At 71.8% G+C, this 15,128-nt stretch carries 17 protein-coding genes; 4 read left to right on the top strand and 13 right to left on the bottom strand.

Annotated features, from left to right (window positions below; genetic code table 11):
* Positions 1-38: 38 nt before the first annotated feature.
* On the bottom strand, positions 39-1,160 hold the full coding sequence (locus tag ACFY1H_RS17995) for an AI-2E family transporter (protein ID WP_386947580.1): 1,122 nt from the start codon (positions 1,158-1,160) through the stop codon (positions 39-41).
* 92 nt (positions 1,161-1,252) lie between these two features.
* The gene (locus ACFY1H_RS17990) at positions 1,253-2,242 is read right to left on the bottom strand and encodes an acyl-CoA desaturase (protein WP_386947578.1); all 990 of its coding nucleotides are present in this window, start codon (positions 2,240-2,242) and stop codon (positions 1,253-1,255) included.
* Between the two features lie 494 nt (positions 2,243-2,736).
* On the opposite strand from ACFY1H_RS17990, the gene ACFY1H_RS17985 reads away from it, so the two are divergent.
* On the top strand, positions 2,737-3,738 hold the full coding sequence (locus tag ACFY1H_RS17985) for a ferritin-like domain-containing protein (protein ID WP_386947576.1): 1,002 nt from the start codon (positions 2,737-2,739) through the stop codon (positions 3,736-3,738).
* Between the two features lie 69 nt (positions 3,739-3,807).
* On the opposite strand, the gene ACFY1H_RS17980 is transcribed toward ACFY1H_RS17985, so the two are convergent.
* From ACFY1H_RS17980 to sigK, 3 genes are read right to left on the bottom strand one after another with little or no spacing between them, the layout of a single operon-like run.
* Positions 3,808-3,975, bottom strand: a complete 168-nt coding sequence (locus tag ACFY1H_RS17980; protein ID WP_386947574.1) for a hypothetical protein — start codon at positions 3,973-3,975, stop codon at positions 3,808-3,810.
* Positions 3,976-4,021: 46 nt separating this feature from the next.
* Entirely contained in the window at positions 4,022-4,735 is a 714-nt protein-coding gene (locus tag ACFY1H_RS17975) for an anti-sigma factor domain-containing protein (protein WP_386947572.1), read from the bottom strand.
* Entirely contained in the window at positions 4,732-5,337 is a 606-nt protein-coding gene (sigK, locus tag ACFY1H_RS17970) for an ECF RNA polymerase sigma factor SigK (protein ID WP_386947570.1), read from the bottom strand. Before sigK ends, ACFY1H_RS17975 begins: the two co-directional genes overlap by 4 nt.
* Positions 5,338-5,493: 156 nt before the next feature.
* Between sigK and ACFY1H_RS17965 the strand changes: the two genes are divergently transcribed.
* Both ACFY1H_RS17965 and ACFY1H_RS17960 read left to right on the top strand, forming a co-directional pair.
* Positions 5,494-7,062, top strand: coding sequence for a molybdopterin-dependent oxidoreductase (locus tag ACFY1H_RS17965; protein ID WP_366582914.1), 1,569 nt, complete (start codon positions 5,494-5,496; stop codon positions 7,060-7,062).
* 132 nt (positions 7,063-7,194) lie between these two features.
* Positions 7,195-7,857 (top strand): fasciclin domain-containing protein, encoded by a 663-nt coding sequence (locus ACFY1H_RS17960; protein ID WP_366582915.1) that lies wholly within the window; start codon positions 7,195-7,197, stop codon positions 7,855-7,857.
* 78 nt (positions 7,858-7,935) lie between these two features.
* On the opposite strand, the gene ACFY1H_RS17955 is transcribed toward ACFY1H_RS17960, so the two are convergent.
* The 8 genes from ACFY1H_RS17955 to ACFY1H_RS17920 all read right to left on the bottom strand — a co-directional run bounded on the left by ACFY1H_RS17955 (position 7,936) and on the right by ACFY1H_RS17920 (position 13,846).
* Positions 7,936-8,247 (bottom strand): DUF6292 family protein, encoded by a 312-nt coding sequence (locus tag ACFY1H_RS17955; protein ID WP_366582916.1) that lies wholly within the window; start codon positions 8,245-8,247, stop codon positions 7,936-7,938.
* A gap of 101 nt (positions 8,248-8,348) precedes the next feature.
* The gene (locus ACFY1H_RS17950) at positions 8,349-8,777 is read right to left on the bottom strand and encodes an ATP-binding protein (protein ID WP_366582917.1); all 429 of its coding nucleotides are present in this window, start codon (positions 8,775-8,777) and stop codon (positions 8,349-8,351) included.
* A gap of 88 nt (positions 8,778-8,865) precedes the next feature.
* Positions 8,866-9,246 carry an STAS domain-containing protein gene (locus ACFY1H_RS17945; RefSeq protein WP_366582918.1) on the bottom strand — a complete coding sequence of 127 codons (381 nt, stop codon included), beginning with the start codon at positions 9,244-9,246 and terminating at the stop codon, positions 8,866-8,868.
* An 82-nt stretch (positions 9,247-9,328) separates the two neighbouring features.
* Entirely contained in the window at positions 9,329-9,694 is a 366-nt protein-coding gene (locus ACFY1H_RS17940) for an STAS domain-containing protein (protein WP_366582919.1), read from the bottom strand.
* Positions 9,691-10,929, bottom strand: coding sequence for a PP2C family protein-serine/threonine phosphatase (locus ACFY1H_RS17935; protein WP_386947564.1), 1,239 nt, complete (start codon positions 10,927-10,929; stop codon positions 9,691-9,693). The genes ACFY1H_RS17940 and ACFY1H_RS17935 overlap by 4 nt, the downstream gene beginning before the upstream one ends.
* Positions 10,929-11,726 (bottom strand): alpha/beta fold hydrolase, encoded by a 798-nt coding sequence (locus tag ACFY1H_RS17930; protein WP_386947562.1) that lies wholly within the window; start codon positions 11,724-11,726, stop codon positions 10,929-10,931. Before ACFY1H_RS17930 ends, ACFY1H_RS17935 begins: the two co-directional genes overlap by 1 nt.
* A gap of 64 nt (positions 11,727-11,790) precedes the next feature.
* Positions 11,791-13,116, bottom strand: coding sequence for a crotonyl-CoA carboxylase/reductase (gene ccrA / locus ACFY1H_RS17925; RefSeq protein WP_366582922.1), 1,326 nt, complete (start codon positions 13,114-13,116; stop codon positions 11,791-11,793).
* Between the two features lie 100 nt (positions 13,117-13,216).
* Positions 13,217-13,846, bottom strand: a complete 630-nt coding sequence (locus tag ACFY1H_RS17920; protein WP_366582923.1) for a class I SAM-dependent methyltransferase — start codon at positions 13,844-13,846, stop codon at positions 13,217-13,219.
* Positions 13,847-14,021: 175 nt separating this feature from the next.
* Here ACFY1H_RS17920 and ACFY1H_RS17915 point away from each other — a divergent pair, with 175 nt between their 5' ends.
* Complete coding sequence (locus ACFY1H_RS17915) at positions 14,022-15,098, top strand: LLM class flavin-dependent oxidoreductase (RefSeq protein ID WP_386947559.1); 1,077 nt, start codon at positions 14,022-14,024, stop codon at positions 15,096-15,098.
* Positions 15,099-15,128 lie beyond the last annotated feature (30 nt).

Here is a 15,128-nt window from a genome sequence, read left to right as displayed (position 1 = left end):
CCAGTCCTAACACACCCGGCGCGCCGGCCGTGAATTCATCAGGCCCGGTCGAGGCGCGGGTACAGGACTTCGCGGACGATGAGCAGGGCCGCGGCGGCGATGGGGATGGCGACGAGCGCGCCGACGATGCCCAGGAGCGCGCCGCCGACGATGACGGCGACGACGGTGACGAGGGCGGGCACCTTCACCGCGCCGCCGATGATGCGGGGCACCAGGAGGTAGTCCTCGACGAGGCGGTAGCCGACGAAGAACCCGATCGTGGCGAGGCAGACCGGCAGGGACACCGTCAGGGCGACGAGGCTCACGAGCACGCCGCCGACGACCGAGCCGACCACCGGGATCAGGTCGAGGATGGCGACGGTGATCGCGAGCAGCGCCGCGTAGGGGACGCCGAAGATCAGCAGCCACGCCAAGGTCAGCAAGCCGGCGATGACGGAGATGGCCAGGTTGCCCAGCACGTAACCGCCGACCTTGGTGGAGATCTCGTCGCCGAGGAGGATGGCGCGGGGCCGGCGCGAGTGCGGGACGAGCCGGTAGCCGCCCGCGCGGATGCGGGGCAGGTCGGCGAGGAAGTACACCGTGAGCACGATCAGGATCAGCACGTTGGTCAACGCGCTGAACACGGCCTGGCCGGCGCCGAGCAGACCGGTGCCGAGGCCGGGCCCGCTGAGCAGGCCTTCGAGCTGCGACTGCAGGTGGAAGCGGTCGTTGAGCTGCCCGAGGACGGTGTTGTGGTTCTGGGCGTCGTGCAACCAGCCGGGCGCCTTGGCGACGAGCTGCGTGCCCTGCTCGACGACCACCGGGATCGCCGCGGTGAGGAAGCCGCCGAGGGCCAGCAGCCCGACGACGAACACGGTCGTCACCGCGAGCCAGCGCGGGAACCGGCGCCGCGTCAGCCACGAGACCGCGGGTTCGAGGCCGATGGCGAGGAACAGCGCGAGCCCGATCAGCACCAGGATGTCCTGGAGCCCGACGACGATCAGCACCAGCCCGTAGACCACCGCCACGCCGGCCGCGCCCGCCAGACCGAGCAGGAAGGGCGACCGCCGGTTGAGCGGTTTTCCCTTGGCGCCCAACGGCTGTGCGGCCGTGCTGAGCTCGGCCGCGGCGGCTTCGGCGGCGGCGAACGAACCCTGCTCGGGTTCCTGCGATTCGGGCACGGCTGGGCCTCCGGAGGTGCGGGTGTTCGGATCGTGGAGGCTGTGGGTTCAACCCGCGTTGATCGAACCAGGCCGTGGCCCCGGGCGCAGTGTCACCGGGGATCGAGCACTCCGCGTTCAAGGCCCGGTGTGTAGCCCGGGTTGAGCTTGCGGGCCAGGCGGTCGGGCTTCGGCCAGCGGACGTCGGTGGCCCAGCCGGCCTTCTCGAACAGCCAGATGATCCGGGCCGAGATGTCGATCTGGCCGCGGCGGACGCCGTGGCGGGCGCCGGTCGGGTCGGCGTGGTGGGAGTTGTGCCACGACTCGCCCATGGACGCGATCGCCAGCGGCCAGAAGTTCGCCGACTTGTCGCGCGCGGCGTAGGGCCGGTCGCCGATCATGTGGCAGAGCGAGTTCACCGACCAGGTCACGTGGTGCAGCACCGCGACGCGCACGAGGCTCGCCCAGAAGAACGCGGTCACCGCGCCCCACCAGGACATCGTGGCGAGGCCGCCGATGAGAGCGGGCGCGAGGAGCGTGACGGCGGTCAGCGCGGGGAACCAGCGGTCGATGCGCGCGATGTCGCGGTCGGCGAGCAGATCGGGGGCGAACCGCTGGGCGTTGGTCTTCTGGCGGTCGAACAGCCACCCCATGTGGGCGAACCAGAACCCCTTGGCGAGCGCGGCGGGCGAGGTGCCGTAGCGCCACGGGGAATGCGGATCGCCGTCACGGTCGGCGAAGGCGTGGTGGCGGCGGTGGTCGGCGACCCAGGTGATCACCGGGCCCTGCATGGCCATGCTCCCGGCCACGGCCAGCGCGATCCGCAGCCCGCGGTGGGCCTTGAACGCACCGTGCGTGAAGTGCCGGTGGAACCCGATCGTCACGCCGAGGCAGGTCAGGACGTAGAACCCGGCGGCCAGCGCGAGGTCGACCCAGCCGAGACCCCAGCCCCAGGCGAACGGCACCGCCGCCACCAGCGCCAGCAGCGGCACCACGGCGAACAGTTTGACCAAGGAGTTCTCGGTTCGGGTCTTTTCACCCGACAGCATCGGCTGCGCGGGTTTTCGCGCACCGCTACCAGGGCGCGTGAGGGTTTGTGTCATGCGATCGCTCTTTCTCGGAGACGGACGGTGGTCGCCGAGTTCTGGGGCGATTAGCACCGGGATATCCCGCGTGGGGTGAGGCAAAACCGTCGGGTGGGTCACACGTGCGTCACGGCCGGACCGGTTCCGCCGGTGGTCCACAGTGGATTCCGGGGTTGGGGTGCCTGGACATTTCCGGTTCCTCGAACCGGGCCGGAGGTGTCACCCGTGGTGGCGCCGGCGTTGTCGGTCACGCCGCTGGAACCGGTGCCGCCGGAGCCGCCCGGGTGCCGGAGACGGTGGACCACCCGAGCGGAGCGGTACGGGGACGATCTTTTTCCGTTCCGCCGAAAAGATTCGGCGCCGCCACCACCCGATCCGGGGTCCGGACCAATCCGCGTCCCGAGCGGCGCCGAACTCCGGTGGTCCACGCAAGATCCGTTGCCCGCGCGAAGGTCCGGCGCGGGTTCGCCCGGCACGACCGATCGCGGTGCCGGGTCGGAAGGAGATCGCCTGTGTTCGGCAAGCGTTATGCCGCCTCCATGATCAGCCGGAGCGCGGAGAATCCCCAGGATCGGCGGAAGTTCCTCCAGGCCGCGGGCATGACTGGGCTCGGCGTCGTCGGCGTCGGCGCGCTCGGCGGAATCGGGCTCGCCGGGCCGGCGGCAGCGGCGACGCGGCGGTCCGCGCCGGTGGCCGAGGCCGGCGCCGAGGTGAGTGACGGCGCGGTGCTCAACTTCGCGCTGAACCTCGAATACCTCGAGGCCGAGTTCTACCTGCACGCCGTGACCGGCAAAGGCCTGGCCGACTCGATGACCACCGGCACGGGCACCCGCGGCGGGGTCAGCGGCGGCCGCGCGGTGCGATTCGAGACGAAAGCCACCAAGCAGTACGCGCAGGAGATCGCGGGTGACGAGAAGGCCCACGTCGCGTTCCTGCGCTCCGCGCTCGGTGCCGCGGCGGTGAGCCGGCCCGCGATCGACCTGCAGTCCAGCTTCACCGCCGCCGCGCAGGCGGCCGGGATCGTGAAGCCCGGGCACACGTTCGACGCGTTCGCGTGCGAGGAGAACTTCCTGCTCGCCGCGTACCTGTTCGAAGATGTCGGCGTCACCGCCTACAAAGGCGCGGCCCCGCTGATCGGCAACAAGACCTACCTCGAAGCGGCCGCGGGCATCCTCGCGGTCGAGGCCTACCACGCCGGCACGATCCGCAGCGCGCTCTACCAGCGCGGCGGTGGCCTGCTCGGCACCGGCCTGTTCAGCACGGACCTGAAAACGGCGTCGGTCAAACTGTCCGCCGCCCGCGACAGCCTCGACGGCCCCGCCGACGACGACCAGGGCGTGATCGACAGCCACGGCAACGCCAACATCGTGCCCACCGACGCCAACGGGATCGCCTACAGCCGCAGTCCCGGCCAGGTCCTCAACATCGTGTACCTGACCGACAAGGCCGCGACCTCCGGCGGGTTCTTCCCCCAGGGCGTCAACGGCGACGTCACCACCAGCGCCGCCGGCTGACCCGGCACACACGGAAACGAAGGGGGGTGGCGGGCCGCGTGGCCCGCCACTCCCCTTCGTCACGTTCGGTCAGCCGGGGAGTGCGACGACGACCGTGATCCGCACGGACCCGCGGCGCAGTACCAGCCATCCGTCGGCCGCGCGCTCGATGTCGTAGCCCTCGGCGAGGTAGGAGTCCAGCGCGCGAGCCAGTTCGTCGCCGCCGGCGACGTGGTGGACCGGCTCGTGCGCGGTCACGTGCTCTCCTCCCCACGGGAATTCAGCATCCGAAGTGGACAGTGGCTCACCCGAGGTCGAGCCGGAGCACGCCCGGAGTCGTGGGCCGGGGTGATCCCGTCGCGGGTTCGGTGGTGACGGCGATGTGGTCGACGTCGGCGGGCAGGGCGGTGACCAGCGGGCCGGCGTCGGGGCGGAGCAGTCCGGCCGACTGAGGGCCACGGGGGCCGATCAGCCAGGCCTGGTACGCGTGGGCGGGATCGAGCGGCGCGACGCCGGCGAGCGAGACCGCGACGCGGGCGGCGCTGCGGGAGGCCTCGGCGGTACCGGTGCCGCCGGTGGCCGCGCGGGCGGTGACGGTGACCGCGTCGGGCGCGGCGAGGATCTGGCCGTCCGCGGTGGCGAACGTCGAGCCGTGGGGGTCGCCGCCCAGCGTGATGCCCCCGACGACGCCGGCGGCCACGGCTGCGACGGCGGCCACCGCGATCGCCGCCCGGGTGCGCCACCGGCGAGGGACGCCGGCCGCGGGGTGCGGTTCGCGGACGATCGGCGGGGCCTGGCGCGTCGTCGTGATCCGGGCGAGCACGGACGAGCGCAGCCAAGCCGGCGGGTCGGCGGCCGCGGCGACGCCGAGCAGCGCGGCCACAGCGCGCAGCTCGCGCACCTCGTGGGCGCACACTTCGCAGTCGCGCAGGTGCCGTTCGAACTGTGCCCGCTCGAAATCGCCGATGGCGTCGAGCACGTAGGCGCCGGTGAGGGCATGGGTGTCGGCCGTGGTCATGCTCGTGCTCCCAGGACGTGGCGCAGGCGGATGAGGCCGTCCCGCATGCGCGACTTGACGGTGCTCACGGGAATGTCGAGGAGGGCGCCGACCTCGCGGTAGGTGTATCCGTCGTAGTACGCGAGCTCGATCGAGCGGCGCTGCAGGTCGGTGAGCGAGGCGAGCGCCGCGCGCACGTCCTCGCGTTCCAGGCGCAGCATCGTCTGCTCGGCGACCTCGTCGAAGTCCCGGTGCGGGTCCAGGCGGCCGGCGCGGGCCTCCCGGTCGGAGCCGGACTGCTCGGACCGCACGCGGTCGATCGCCCGCCGGTGCGCGATCGTCAGCGCCCACGACCGCACGTTCCCGCGATCCGGGCTGAACGTCGCGGCCTTGCGCCAGATCTCGAGCATCGTCTCCTGCGCGACCTCCTCCGACTGGGCGCGGTCGCGCAGCACCCGGACGACCATGCCCAGCACGGGGCCGGCGAGCTCGTCGTACAGCGCGGCGAAGGCCACCTCGTCCCCGAGCGCTGCCCGGGCGAGCAGCTCCTCGGGTGTCGCCTGGACGTCCACTGTAGACAGTTGCGGCGGCGCCATCCGCAAAACTCCGGCGTGACCGGCCATGTGAAGTCCCTCCCGGCCGAACCGCCGAGTCCGCCACCGGCACTCAGCCGGCAGGTCACCAGGCATTCGCCACCGGTTCCGTGCCGTATTGGTGCCGATCGGAAACTCACCCGAGCAGGTGCCCATCCGGACGCCGGGCGGGGCCGAATGACCGGTATGGCCACTACCGAAGCCCCTGCCGCGCCGAGCACCGCGCCGGCCCGGCTGCGCATCCCGTCCGCGGCGCTCTGCGGGGTGCTGGCACTGCTCGCCGCGCTGGGGGCCGGGCACCTCGTGGCCGGGTTCATCAGCATCAACGCCTCGCCCTACCTCGCCGTCGGCAACGGCGCGATCGACCTGACGCCGATCGGGCTGAAGGACTTCGCGGTGCGGACGTTCGGCACCTACGACAAGGTCGTGCTGCTCGGCGGCATGGCCGCGGTGATGGTCGCCGCGGCCGCGGTCGCCGGGGTGCTGTCGCTGCGCTCGCCCCGGCCGGGAGTGGTCATCGTCGCCCTGTTCGGGCTGCTCGGCGGGTTCGCGGTGTACCAGCGCCCAGACCTGACCGCCGTGGCGCTGCTGGCGCCGGCGGCGAGCCTGGTGGTGGGCGTGGCCGTTTTCCTGCTGCTGCACCGGATCGCTCCCCGCAAGAACCCGCGGGCCGAGCGGCCCGGGGGTGCGTCGCGGCGGTCGTTTCTCCTCGGCGGGGCGGGTGCTCTCGTCGGGGCCGGGGTACTCGGCGGGGCCGGCCGGCTGGTCAGCGGCACCCGGGACGCGACGGCGTCCCGGGCGGCGATCGGTGCCCTCGTGCCCGCGAAATCCGCGCCCGCGATCCCGGCCGACGCCGACTTCGCCAAGCTGGGAACACCGACGTTCCTGACGCCCAACCCCAAGTTCTACCGAGTGGACACGGCGTTGTCGGTGCCGCAGCTGCGCGCGGAGGACTGGAGCCTGCGGATCCACGGGATGGTCGAGCGGGAAATGCGCTACCGCTACGCCGACATCCGCAACCGCCCGCTGGTCGAACGCACGATCACCATGACCTGTGTGTCCAATGAGGTCGGTGGCGACTACGTGTCGACGTCCGAATTCATCGGCGTCGACCTGGCCGATCTGCTGGCCGAGGCCGGCGTGCGGCCGGGAGCGGAGCAGCTGTTCTGCACGAGTGTCGACGGCTGGACCTCCGGCACGCCCGTGGCGGCGGCGCTGGATCGCGGCCGCGGCGCGATGCTGGCGATCGGGATGAACCGGGAACCTCTTCCGCTGGAACACGGGTTCCCCGCCCGGCTGGTCACACCGGGGCTCTACGGCTACGTGTCGGCGACCAAGTGGGTCGTGGACATCGAGGTGACCACCTGGCGGGCCCGGCAGGCGTACTGGCTCAAACGCGGCTGGGGCGAGCAGGCACCGATCAAGACCGAGTCACGCATCGACACCCCGAAGGGCTTCGACACCGTGCCGGCGGGTGCGGTGCGGCTGGCCGGCATCGCGTGGTCGCAGCACAACGGCATCGCCGACGTCGAGATCAAAGTGGACACCGGCCCGTGGCAGCGGACCACGCTCTCGGCCGAGGTCAACGTGAACACCTGGCGCATGTGGTGGACCCAGATCGCCGTGAAACCGGGGACGCACCAGGTGTTCGTCCGCGCGACCGACAAGACCGGTTACACCCAGACCGACGCGCGCGCCGGCACCGTGCCCGACGGCGCCACCGGCTGGCACTCCACCACGTTCATCGCGACGTGAGCGGCTCACTCGAAAGAGTTTCCCGCACCACCAATCCTTTTCTGGACCGGCGTCGAATCCCTCACGAGAAACACCCCGGCGAACCACTGGGCCGGTCCTGGTTCATCTGTCCACTGTGAATGGAGCTTTACCGTGAAATCCCTTCGTATCGCCGGAATCGGCGTCACCGCTGTCGCCGCCTTCGCACTCGCCGCCTGCGGCACCGACAGCGGCTCGTCGAGCAGCAGCGCCCCGGCCCCGGCCTCGTCGGCCCCGATGTCCAGCGCCGACTCCGGTGTCTCGAACGGCATGACGACCAACGCCGACGTCTTCGGCCCGGCCTGTTCGCAGCTGCCGCAGGGCAACTCCCCCGGCTCGCTCGACTCCATGGGCCCGCAGCCCGTGGCCAGCGCCGCGTCGACGAACCCGCTGCTGACCAAGCTGGTCGCCGCGGTCAAGGCCACCAACCTGGTCGACACGCTCAACAGCCAGCAGGCCATCACCGTCTTCGCCCCCGCCGACCCGGCGTTCAACGCCCTCGGCGACGCGAAGTTCAACGAGCTGGCCCAGAACCCCGACCAGCTCGCCCCGATCCTGCAGTACCACGTCGTCGGCAAGCGCTACGACGCCAAGGGCCTCGCCGCTGCCGGCACCGTCACCTCGCTCAACACCGCGGGCGGCCCGCTCAAGATCGAAGGCACTGGCGACACCATGACCGTCAACGGCGCCAAGATCCTCTGCGGCAACATCCCGACGAAGAACGCGACCGTCTTCGTCATCGACAAGGTCCTCACCCCGGGCACCAACAAGAACTGACCCCCGACGCGGACCAACAAGCCCGGCGTGCTTGCCCCAGAGGCCACGCCGGGCTCGTTGCAGTCCGGAGGGCAGCAGCTACAGCGAATCCACGACCTCCGCCGAGTTCCGCAGCGCGTCGCGCAGCCGGCGAGCCACCCGCGCGGGTGCCGGGCGCACCGGGTGCGGCCACGCGGCGACGACCACCGGCTCCTCACCACCCTCGGGCTCCAGTGCGAGCCGCCAGCCTTCTTCACCGTTCCACAGCAGCATCAGCAACCGCTCGGGCCAGGCCGCGCTGGAGTCGGCGAGCGCGATGTACGCGCTGGGCCGGGGCCCGCTCTCGCACAACGCCGCGCCGGCCTCGACGCCGACCTGCTCGGCCACGGCGTTCACGTAGTGCCGCAACATCTCGATACTCGGGCTCCACCGGCCTGCCTCTCACCATCGTCTCGGGGGCGGGGTTTCCTGTCGCCGGTGCGGCGAAACCCGGCCGTGAGTGCCGCGGCGGGCTAGGCCCCGTCGGGGTGCAGGCGCCAGGTCATGGTCACGGTGGTGCCGGCGCCGGTGCGGACGATCGTGGCGTCGTCGGACAGGATCCGGATGAGGGCCAGCCCGCGGCCGCGCGTCGGGTCGGGGGCGGCCGGCGGACGTTCCCAGCGGCCGAAATCGGTGACGGTGACGCGGATCAGGCCGGGCTGGTGCTGGGCGCACAGCTCGACGTCGCCGGCGGCGCCGGCCGGGTAGGCGTGCTCGGCGGTGTTGATCAGGGCCTCGTAGGCGGCCAGCGCGATGTCGCCCACGAGGTCGACCGGCGGCTCCTGCGCCGCGATCCAGCGGGTGAGCTTGTGGCGCACCTTGGTCACGTCGCCGGTCCGTGCCGGTGACGTCACCCGCAGCTCGGGAGTGACGGTCGCGCCGAGATCGCCGGCCGGAGCCATGTGCGCCACCTCGCGCTTTCCTGATCGGGTTGGCCTGGACGTCATGGGCTCGGGGTACCCGCCCGCGGCACTCCCAAGCACCGGATGCTCACCCGGCCGCCAGAGCCTCCTCCACCGAGGCGTACGTCGCGAGCTGCTGGTCGAGGCCCACCAGCTTCAGAGTGCGGCCGAGGTAGTGCTCGACCGCCAGGCGCAGGCTGGTCTGCTCCGCGGCCTTCAGGTGCGCGTCGACCAGGGCCGCGATCGCACCCGAGCCGAAGAACTCCACGGCGGTGAGGTCGATGACCAGCACCTCGGGGCCGGCTTCGACCGCTTCGCGGATCGAGGTCCGCAGCCGCGGGGTCGTCACCGCGTCGAACTCGCCCTGTGCGGTCAGCACCACGGCGGAACCGGCGCGGCGCAGGCTGATGGTCGTCTCCCCCGCGAACGAGCGGGGGTCTTGTCCTGGGTTCGGATCTGATGCCGGCATTCCCCGATACTCGTCCGCCCGCCGCCGGGCCGCACAGCCACGGGCGAGGCGGCCGAGGGCGCCGGGGCGGCGTGCCGCCCGGTCACTGGTCGGAAGCGCTTGCCGCCCAAGCGTTCCGGGCGTCCTCGGTGGTGGGGTAGGTCTTGAAAAGCTCGGCCAGCCCGATGAGGCCGAGCGTGCGGGCCAGGTGGCCGGGCACCGCGGCCAGCGCGATCGCCGCGCCGGCCGCGAGGGCGACGTTGCGGGCCGCGATCAGGGCCGAGACGCCGCTGGAATCGCAGAACACCAGGCCGCTCAGGTCGACGAGCAGCTGCTGGCCGGCGGCCGGGGCCAGGAGCCGGATCGCTTCGAGGGCGTCGGGCGCGGTGGCGGCGTCGAGCTCTCCGCTGAGCTCGAGCAAGGGGCCCGAGGCGGTGTCGTGGGTGGTGGCGGCGAACTCGATGGTCACGGCTCCTCGTCTCCCGGGTGCGGAATGCTCAGGGCGAGCAGCGCGGCGTCGTCGTCGACGCCGGCGGCGAACCCGGCGAGCAGGCCGGAGATCGCGGCCACCACCGTCGTCGCGGTGGCCGGCGCGAGGGTCGAGGCGAAGTCGCGCAGCTGCTCCTCGCTGTAGCGGACGCGGCCCTGGGTGCGGGCCTCGGTCAGGCCGTCGGAGTAGAGCACCAGGGTGTCCCCGGGTCCGAGGTGGCGCTCGACGGAGACGAACCGCGCGTCGGGCAGCGCGCCGACCAGCTGCCCACCGGGCGTGTCGACCAGCTCGGCCGCGCCGTCGCGGCGGATCAGCAGCGCGGGCGGGTGCCCGCCCCCGGCCAGGGTGACGGTGGCGCCGGCGGTGTCGGGCACGAGCAGCCCGTGGACGACGGTGCAGTACCGCGGGTCGGTGCCGTGGTACTCGTGGTTGAGCACCGTGTTGAGGTTGCCGAGCACCATGACCGGATCCGGCTCGTAGACCGCGGCCGCGCGCAGGGTGTAGCGGGCCAGCGAGGTGACCGCGGCGGCCTCGGCGCCTTTGCCCGACACGTCGCCGAGGAAAAACGCCCACGTGTCGCCCGTCAGCGGGAACAGGTCGTAGAAGTCGCCGCCGACCTCGTCGGGCGAGGCGGGGTGGTAGTACGCGGCGACGTCCATTCCGGGCACGGCCGGCAGGGCCGGGGGCAGCAGGGTGCGTTGCAGCGTGGTGGCCAGGCGTTGCACGCGGTCGCGCTCGTGCTCGGCCTCCTGGCGGGCCCGCAGCAGCTCCTGCTCGTAGGCACGGCGGTCGCGCGCGTCGAAGACGGTGGTGCGGATCAGCTGGCCCTCGCCGCCCAGCCCGGTCTTCACGGTGGACGTGACCAGCACCGGCAGCCGCGACCCGTCGGCGCCCTTGAGCTCCAGGGCGATCCCGCCGAGCTCGCCGTGCATGCGCAGCGACGGCGCGAAGTGCGTTTCGTGGTACAGCCGGCCACCCACGGTGAGCAGGTCGGCGAACCGGCGCCGCCCGACGAGCTCCTCGCGCCGGTAGGCGAGCCAGCCGAGCAGCGTGGTGTTGATCTTGGCGATCGTGCCGTCCATCAACGTGGACAGGTAGCCGCACGGCGCGTGCTCGTAGAGGTCCTCGACACTGTCCTCCAGCAGCGCGGAGAAGGACGCGGCCAGCGCCTCGGGGTGTTCACCGGCCGACCCGCCGCCGGTCTCGCCCATCATCAGCCGGCCGCGAACGCCGTGATCGCGGCCGCGGTCGCCTCCGGCGCGCTCAGCTGCGGGCAGTGGCCGGTCGCGTCGAGCGTCACCAGCACGCTGCCGTCGATCCGGTCGTGGACGTAGCGCCCGACCTCGGGTGGCGCGATGGCGTCCTGGGCGCACTGCAGCACCGCGGTCGGCACGGTGACCTTCGGCAGGTCGACGCGGTTGTCGGACAGGAACGTCGCCTTCGCGAAGACCCGCGCGATCGCCGGGTCGGTGCGGCAGAAGCTGTCCCTGAGCTCCTCACCGAGCTCGGGCCGCTCCGGGTTGCCCATGATCACCGGCGCCATCGCGCCCGACCAGCCGAGGTAGTTCGCGTCGAGCGAGTCGAGCAGCTCGTCGATGTCGGCGCGGCTGAACCCGCCGCGGTAGTCCCCGTCGTCGAGGTACCGCGGAGACGGCGTCAGCAGCACCAGCTTCGCGAACCGCTCCGGCTCGCGGTTGGCGGCCAGCACCGCGACCATCGCGCTCACCGAGTGCCCGACCAGCACGACGTCGCGCAGCTCGAGCTCCGTGCAGATGTCGAGCACGTCCTGCGCGTACCCCTCCAGCCGCGAATACCGCGGCTCCGACCACGCCGCCAGATCCGACTTGCCCGAGCCGACATAGTCGAACAGCACCACGCGAAACCGCTCGGCCAGCGCCGGCACGACGAGCCGCCACAGGTTCTGGTCGCACCCGAACCCGTGCGCGAGCAGCACCGTGGGCCGGTCCTCCCGGCCGGTCACGGTCACGTTGTTCCTGCTGCGCACGTCCATCGGGCCATCCTGTCACCGATGGCCGGGGCGTGGCCGGATCGCGTCCCGTTCGAGGCCGGCGCGGTCAGGCCAGCGGCGCCATCCGGTCCTCGCCGAGCCGCGCGCGCAGGGCGGGGTCGGTGATGCCGAGGCCGCGCGAGGGGGCTTGGCACAGGACGACGACCTTGCCGACGTGTTCGTTCAACTGCACCAGGCGCATGGCCTCGGCCACCTCGTCGAACGGGTAGACCGCCGACATGGCCGGGACGATCGCGCCGGAGGAGATCAGGCGGGTGGTTTCGGTGGCTTCCTGCAGGTTGCCGCCGTGGCTGCCGATGACGCGGTTCAGCTTCATCCACAGGTAGCGGTTGTCGTAGAGGTGCTCGTAGCCCGAGCTGGAGCCACAGGTGACGACGACGCCGCCGCGGCGGACGACGAAGACGGACAGCGCGAAGGTGGCGCGGCCGGTGTGCTCGAAGACGATGTCGGGATCGCGGCCGGCGAGCTCGCGGATGCGGGCCCCGAGGCGTTTGCCGATGGCGCGGACGGCGTCGGGGTCGCCCGACGGATCGCCGGTGAGGCCCAGTTCGGTGCGGTCGATGACGTGGTCGCAGCCCAGTCTGCGGACCGCTTCGGCCTTCGCGGCTGAGCTGACGACGGCGACCGGGATGCCGCCGCCGTTTTTCACCAGCTGCACGGCGTAGGTTCCGAGGCCACCGGCCGCGCCCCACACGAGCACGACGTCACCCTGCTTCATGCGGGCGCCGTGCGAGCCGACGAGCATGCGGTAGGAAGTGGTGGCGCACAAGGTGTTCGCCGCGGACTCCTCCCACGTGAGGTGGGTGGGCTTGGGTACCAGCATGCTGGCGCGCGCCACGGCGTACTCGCCGAAGGCGCCGAAGTTCGTTTCGTAGCCCCACGCGCGCTGCTGGTCGTCCATCATCGCGTCGTCGTGGGCGGCGGCGCCCTGGTCGTCGACGTGCACCGGGTGGATCACGACGTGGTCGCCGACCTGCCACCGGCGCACGCCCGAGCCGACGCGCACGATGACACCCGAGCAGTCGGAGCCGATCACGTGGAAGGGCTGGTCGTGCCGGGTGGCCCAGCCGCCCTGGCGAGCGTACTTCTCCAGGAAACGGAAGGTCGGCATCGGCAGGAAGGTGGCCGACCACACGGAGTTGTAGTTGACCGCGGCGGCCATCACCGCGATCAGGACCTCGTCCGGCGCGATCTCGGGCAGCGGCACCGGGCCCACGGCCACCGACTTGCGCACGTCGCGGTCTTCGGCGCCGGAGAACATGTCGACGTCCTCGGCGCGCAGGTGCGCGGCGCGGTAGGTCGCCGGGAGCGGCGCGCTCAGCAGGTCTTCGGGGGACGCACCACTCAGCACGGCGGCACGCAGGTCCGTCATCGTCTTGGTTCCTTTCGGGGGATCGCCCGCGGCGGGAAAGTCCCCGGCCACGCGGAAACCGGGCGGCCGGGGACTCCTGCCGGTGGCCGGGAACGAGGACTCAGCCCAGGCGCATGCTCAGCTCGAGCCCCTCGCCCATCGGGAAGTTGACCGAGAGGTAGCCGTTGGCGGGGTTGCGCACGTGCTCCAGGTAGTCCTGGCACCCCTCGCCGAAGAGGTTGACGTCGTCGGCGAGTACGAGGGAGCTCGGCGCGAGCTTGGGCTGCAGGATGTTCAGCACCTGCAGGTAGCTCTCGTTCCACCCGTCGAGCAGCACGAACTGGATGCCGTCGGGCACCGATTCCAGCGTCTTCAGCGCGTCGCCCTCCAGCACCTCGACGTGCTCGGCGACGCCGGCCTGCTCCAGCGAAGCCCGGCCCTGCTTGATCTTCTCCTCGTCGATCTCGGTCGTGTAGACGCGGCCGCCGTCGCCGTTGTCGCGCACCGCGGCGGCGAGGTACACAGTGGACAGACCGAGCGACATCCCCAGCTCGACCACGTTGGTGGCACCGGTCGCGCGCACGAGCTGGTACATCAGCGTGCCCGCCTCGGGAGGAACCGCGACCGCCAGCGAGTCGCGCACCTGGTCGAACAGGGCCCGGTCGTGTTCTGCGGCGCGGGCGTTGATCGTGGTGAGCGTGCTGTTGACGCGCTCGTCGCTGACCCAGATCTCGGGCACTTCGGTGCTCATCCGATTCGACACGCTGGCGTCCTTTCGAAGCTGTGGAAGGAAAACGAGAACCGGGGTCTCGGCCGGCGACTCCTGTCTACCAGCGGTTCTCTAGGGAACTCCCCAGTCCTCGCGCGCCTACGCTGGCCGCGCCGACCGACGACACCGTTCGCACCTTCGATCCTTTGGGGAGCCCATGGATTTCGGCCTGACCTTCTTCCCCGTCCTCGACGAGCAGGACAAGGCACCACGCGCCTACTACGAAGACTGCCTGACACTGGCCGCCGACGCCGACCGCCTGGGCTACGAGCACGTCCAGGTCGTGGAACACCACCTCGGCCCCTACGGCGGATTCAGCCCCGACCCCGTGGTCCTGCTCTCGGCCATCGCCGCGCGCACCGAACGGCTGCGCATCACCACCGGCGCGGTCATCCCGGCGTTCGACCACCCGATCAAGCTGGCCGGCCGGCTCGCCATGCTGGACCAGCTGACCGGCGGCCGGCTCGACGTCGGGGCGGGGCGGGCGTTCCTGCCGCACGAGTTCTCGGCGTTCGGGGTGTCGATCGAAGAGAGCCGCGCCCGCTTCAGCGAGGCGCTGCGCGCGTTCGTGGCGCTCTGGACCGAGACCGACGTGGTCTTCGACGGCGAGTTCCACCGCTTCGGGCCGGTGACGCTCACCCCGCGTCCGCTCCAGCGGCCGCACCCACCGCTGTTCGTGGCCTCGGCGTCCAGCGCCGACTCGTGCGCCGCCGCCGGCCGCGAAGGCCACAACCTGCAGGTCGTGCCGACGATCACCAGCGGCGCGCAGTTCGCCGACATGCTCGCCGCGTACCGGGAGGCGTTCGCCGCGAACCACCCGGACCGCACGCCGCGGATCCAGGTCAAGTACACGTGCTACCTCGACGAAGATCGCGCCCGCGCGTGGGAAGCGGCCGAAGAGGGCGAAGCGAACTACCTGGCCAAGATGAGCGGGGCCGTCGAAAGCTGGCGCGGCGCCGCGACCGCGCAGTACCCCGGTTACGAGAAGCTCGTCGACAAGGTCGCCTCCGCCGACCTGCGCAAGTCGTGGGAGCAGGACAAGGTCCTGATCGGCACCGCCGGCGAGGTCACCGAGCAGCTCGAACGCGTGCGTGCCCTGATCGGTGACGACGTGACCGTGAGCTTGCACCTCAACACCGGAGTCACGCCGCTCGCGCAGGCCCGGTGGGCCGTCGCCGAGTTCGCCGGGAAGATCGCGCCGCAGTTCGCCGGCGAGCTCGCCCCGTCCGCCTGACCCGCGCTTCCCCGAGCAGGAGGTACCGGA

The sequence above is a fragment of the Amycolatopsis sp. NPDC001319 genome (assembly GCF_042896185.1).
In the GTDB taxonomy this organism is placed as follows: Bacteria; Actinomycetota; Actinomycetes; order Mycobacteriales; family Pseudonocardiaceae; genus Amycolatopsis.
This window is presented reverse-complemented; position numbering and strand designations above follow the sequence as displayed.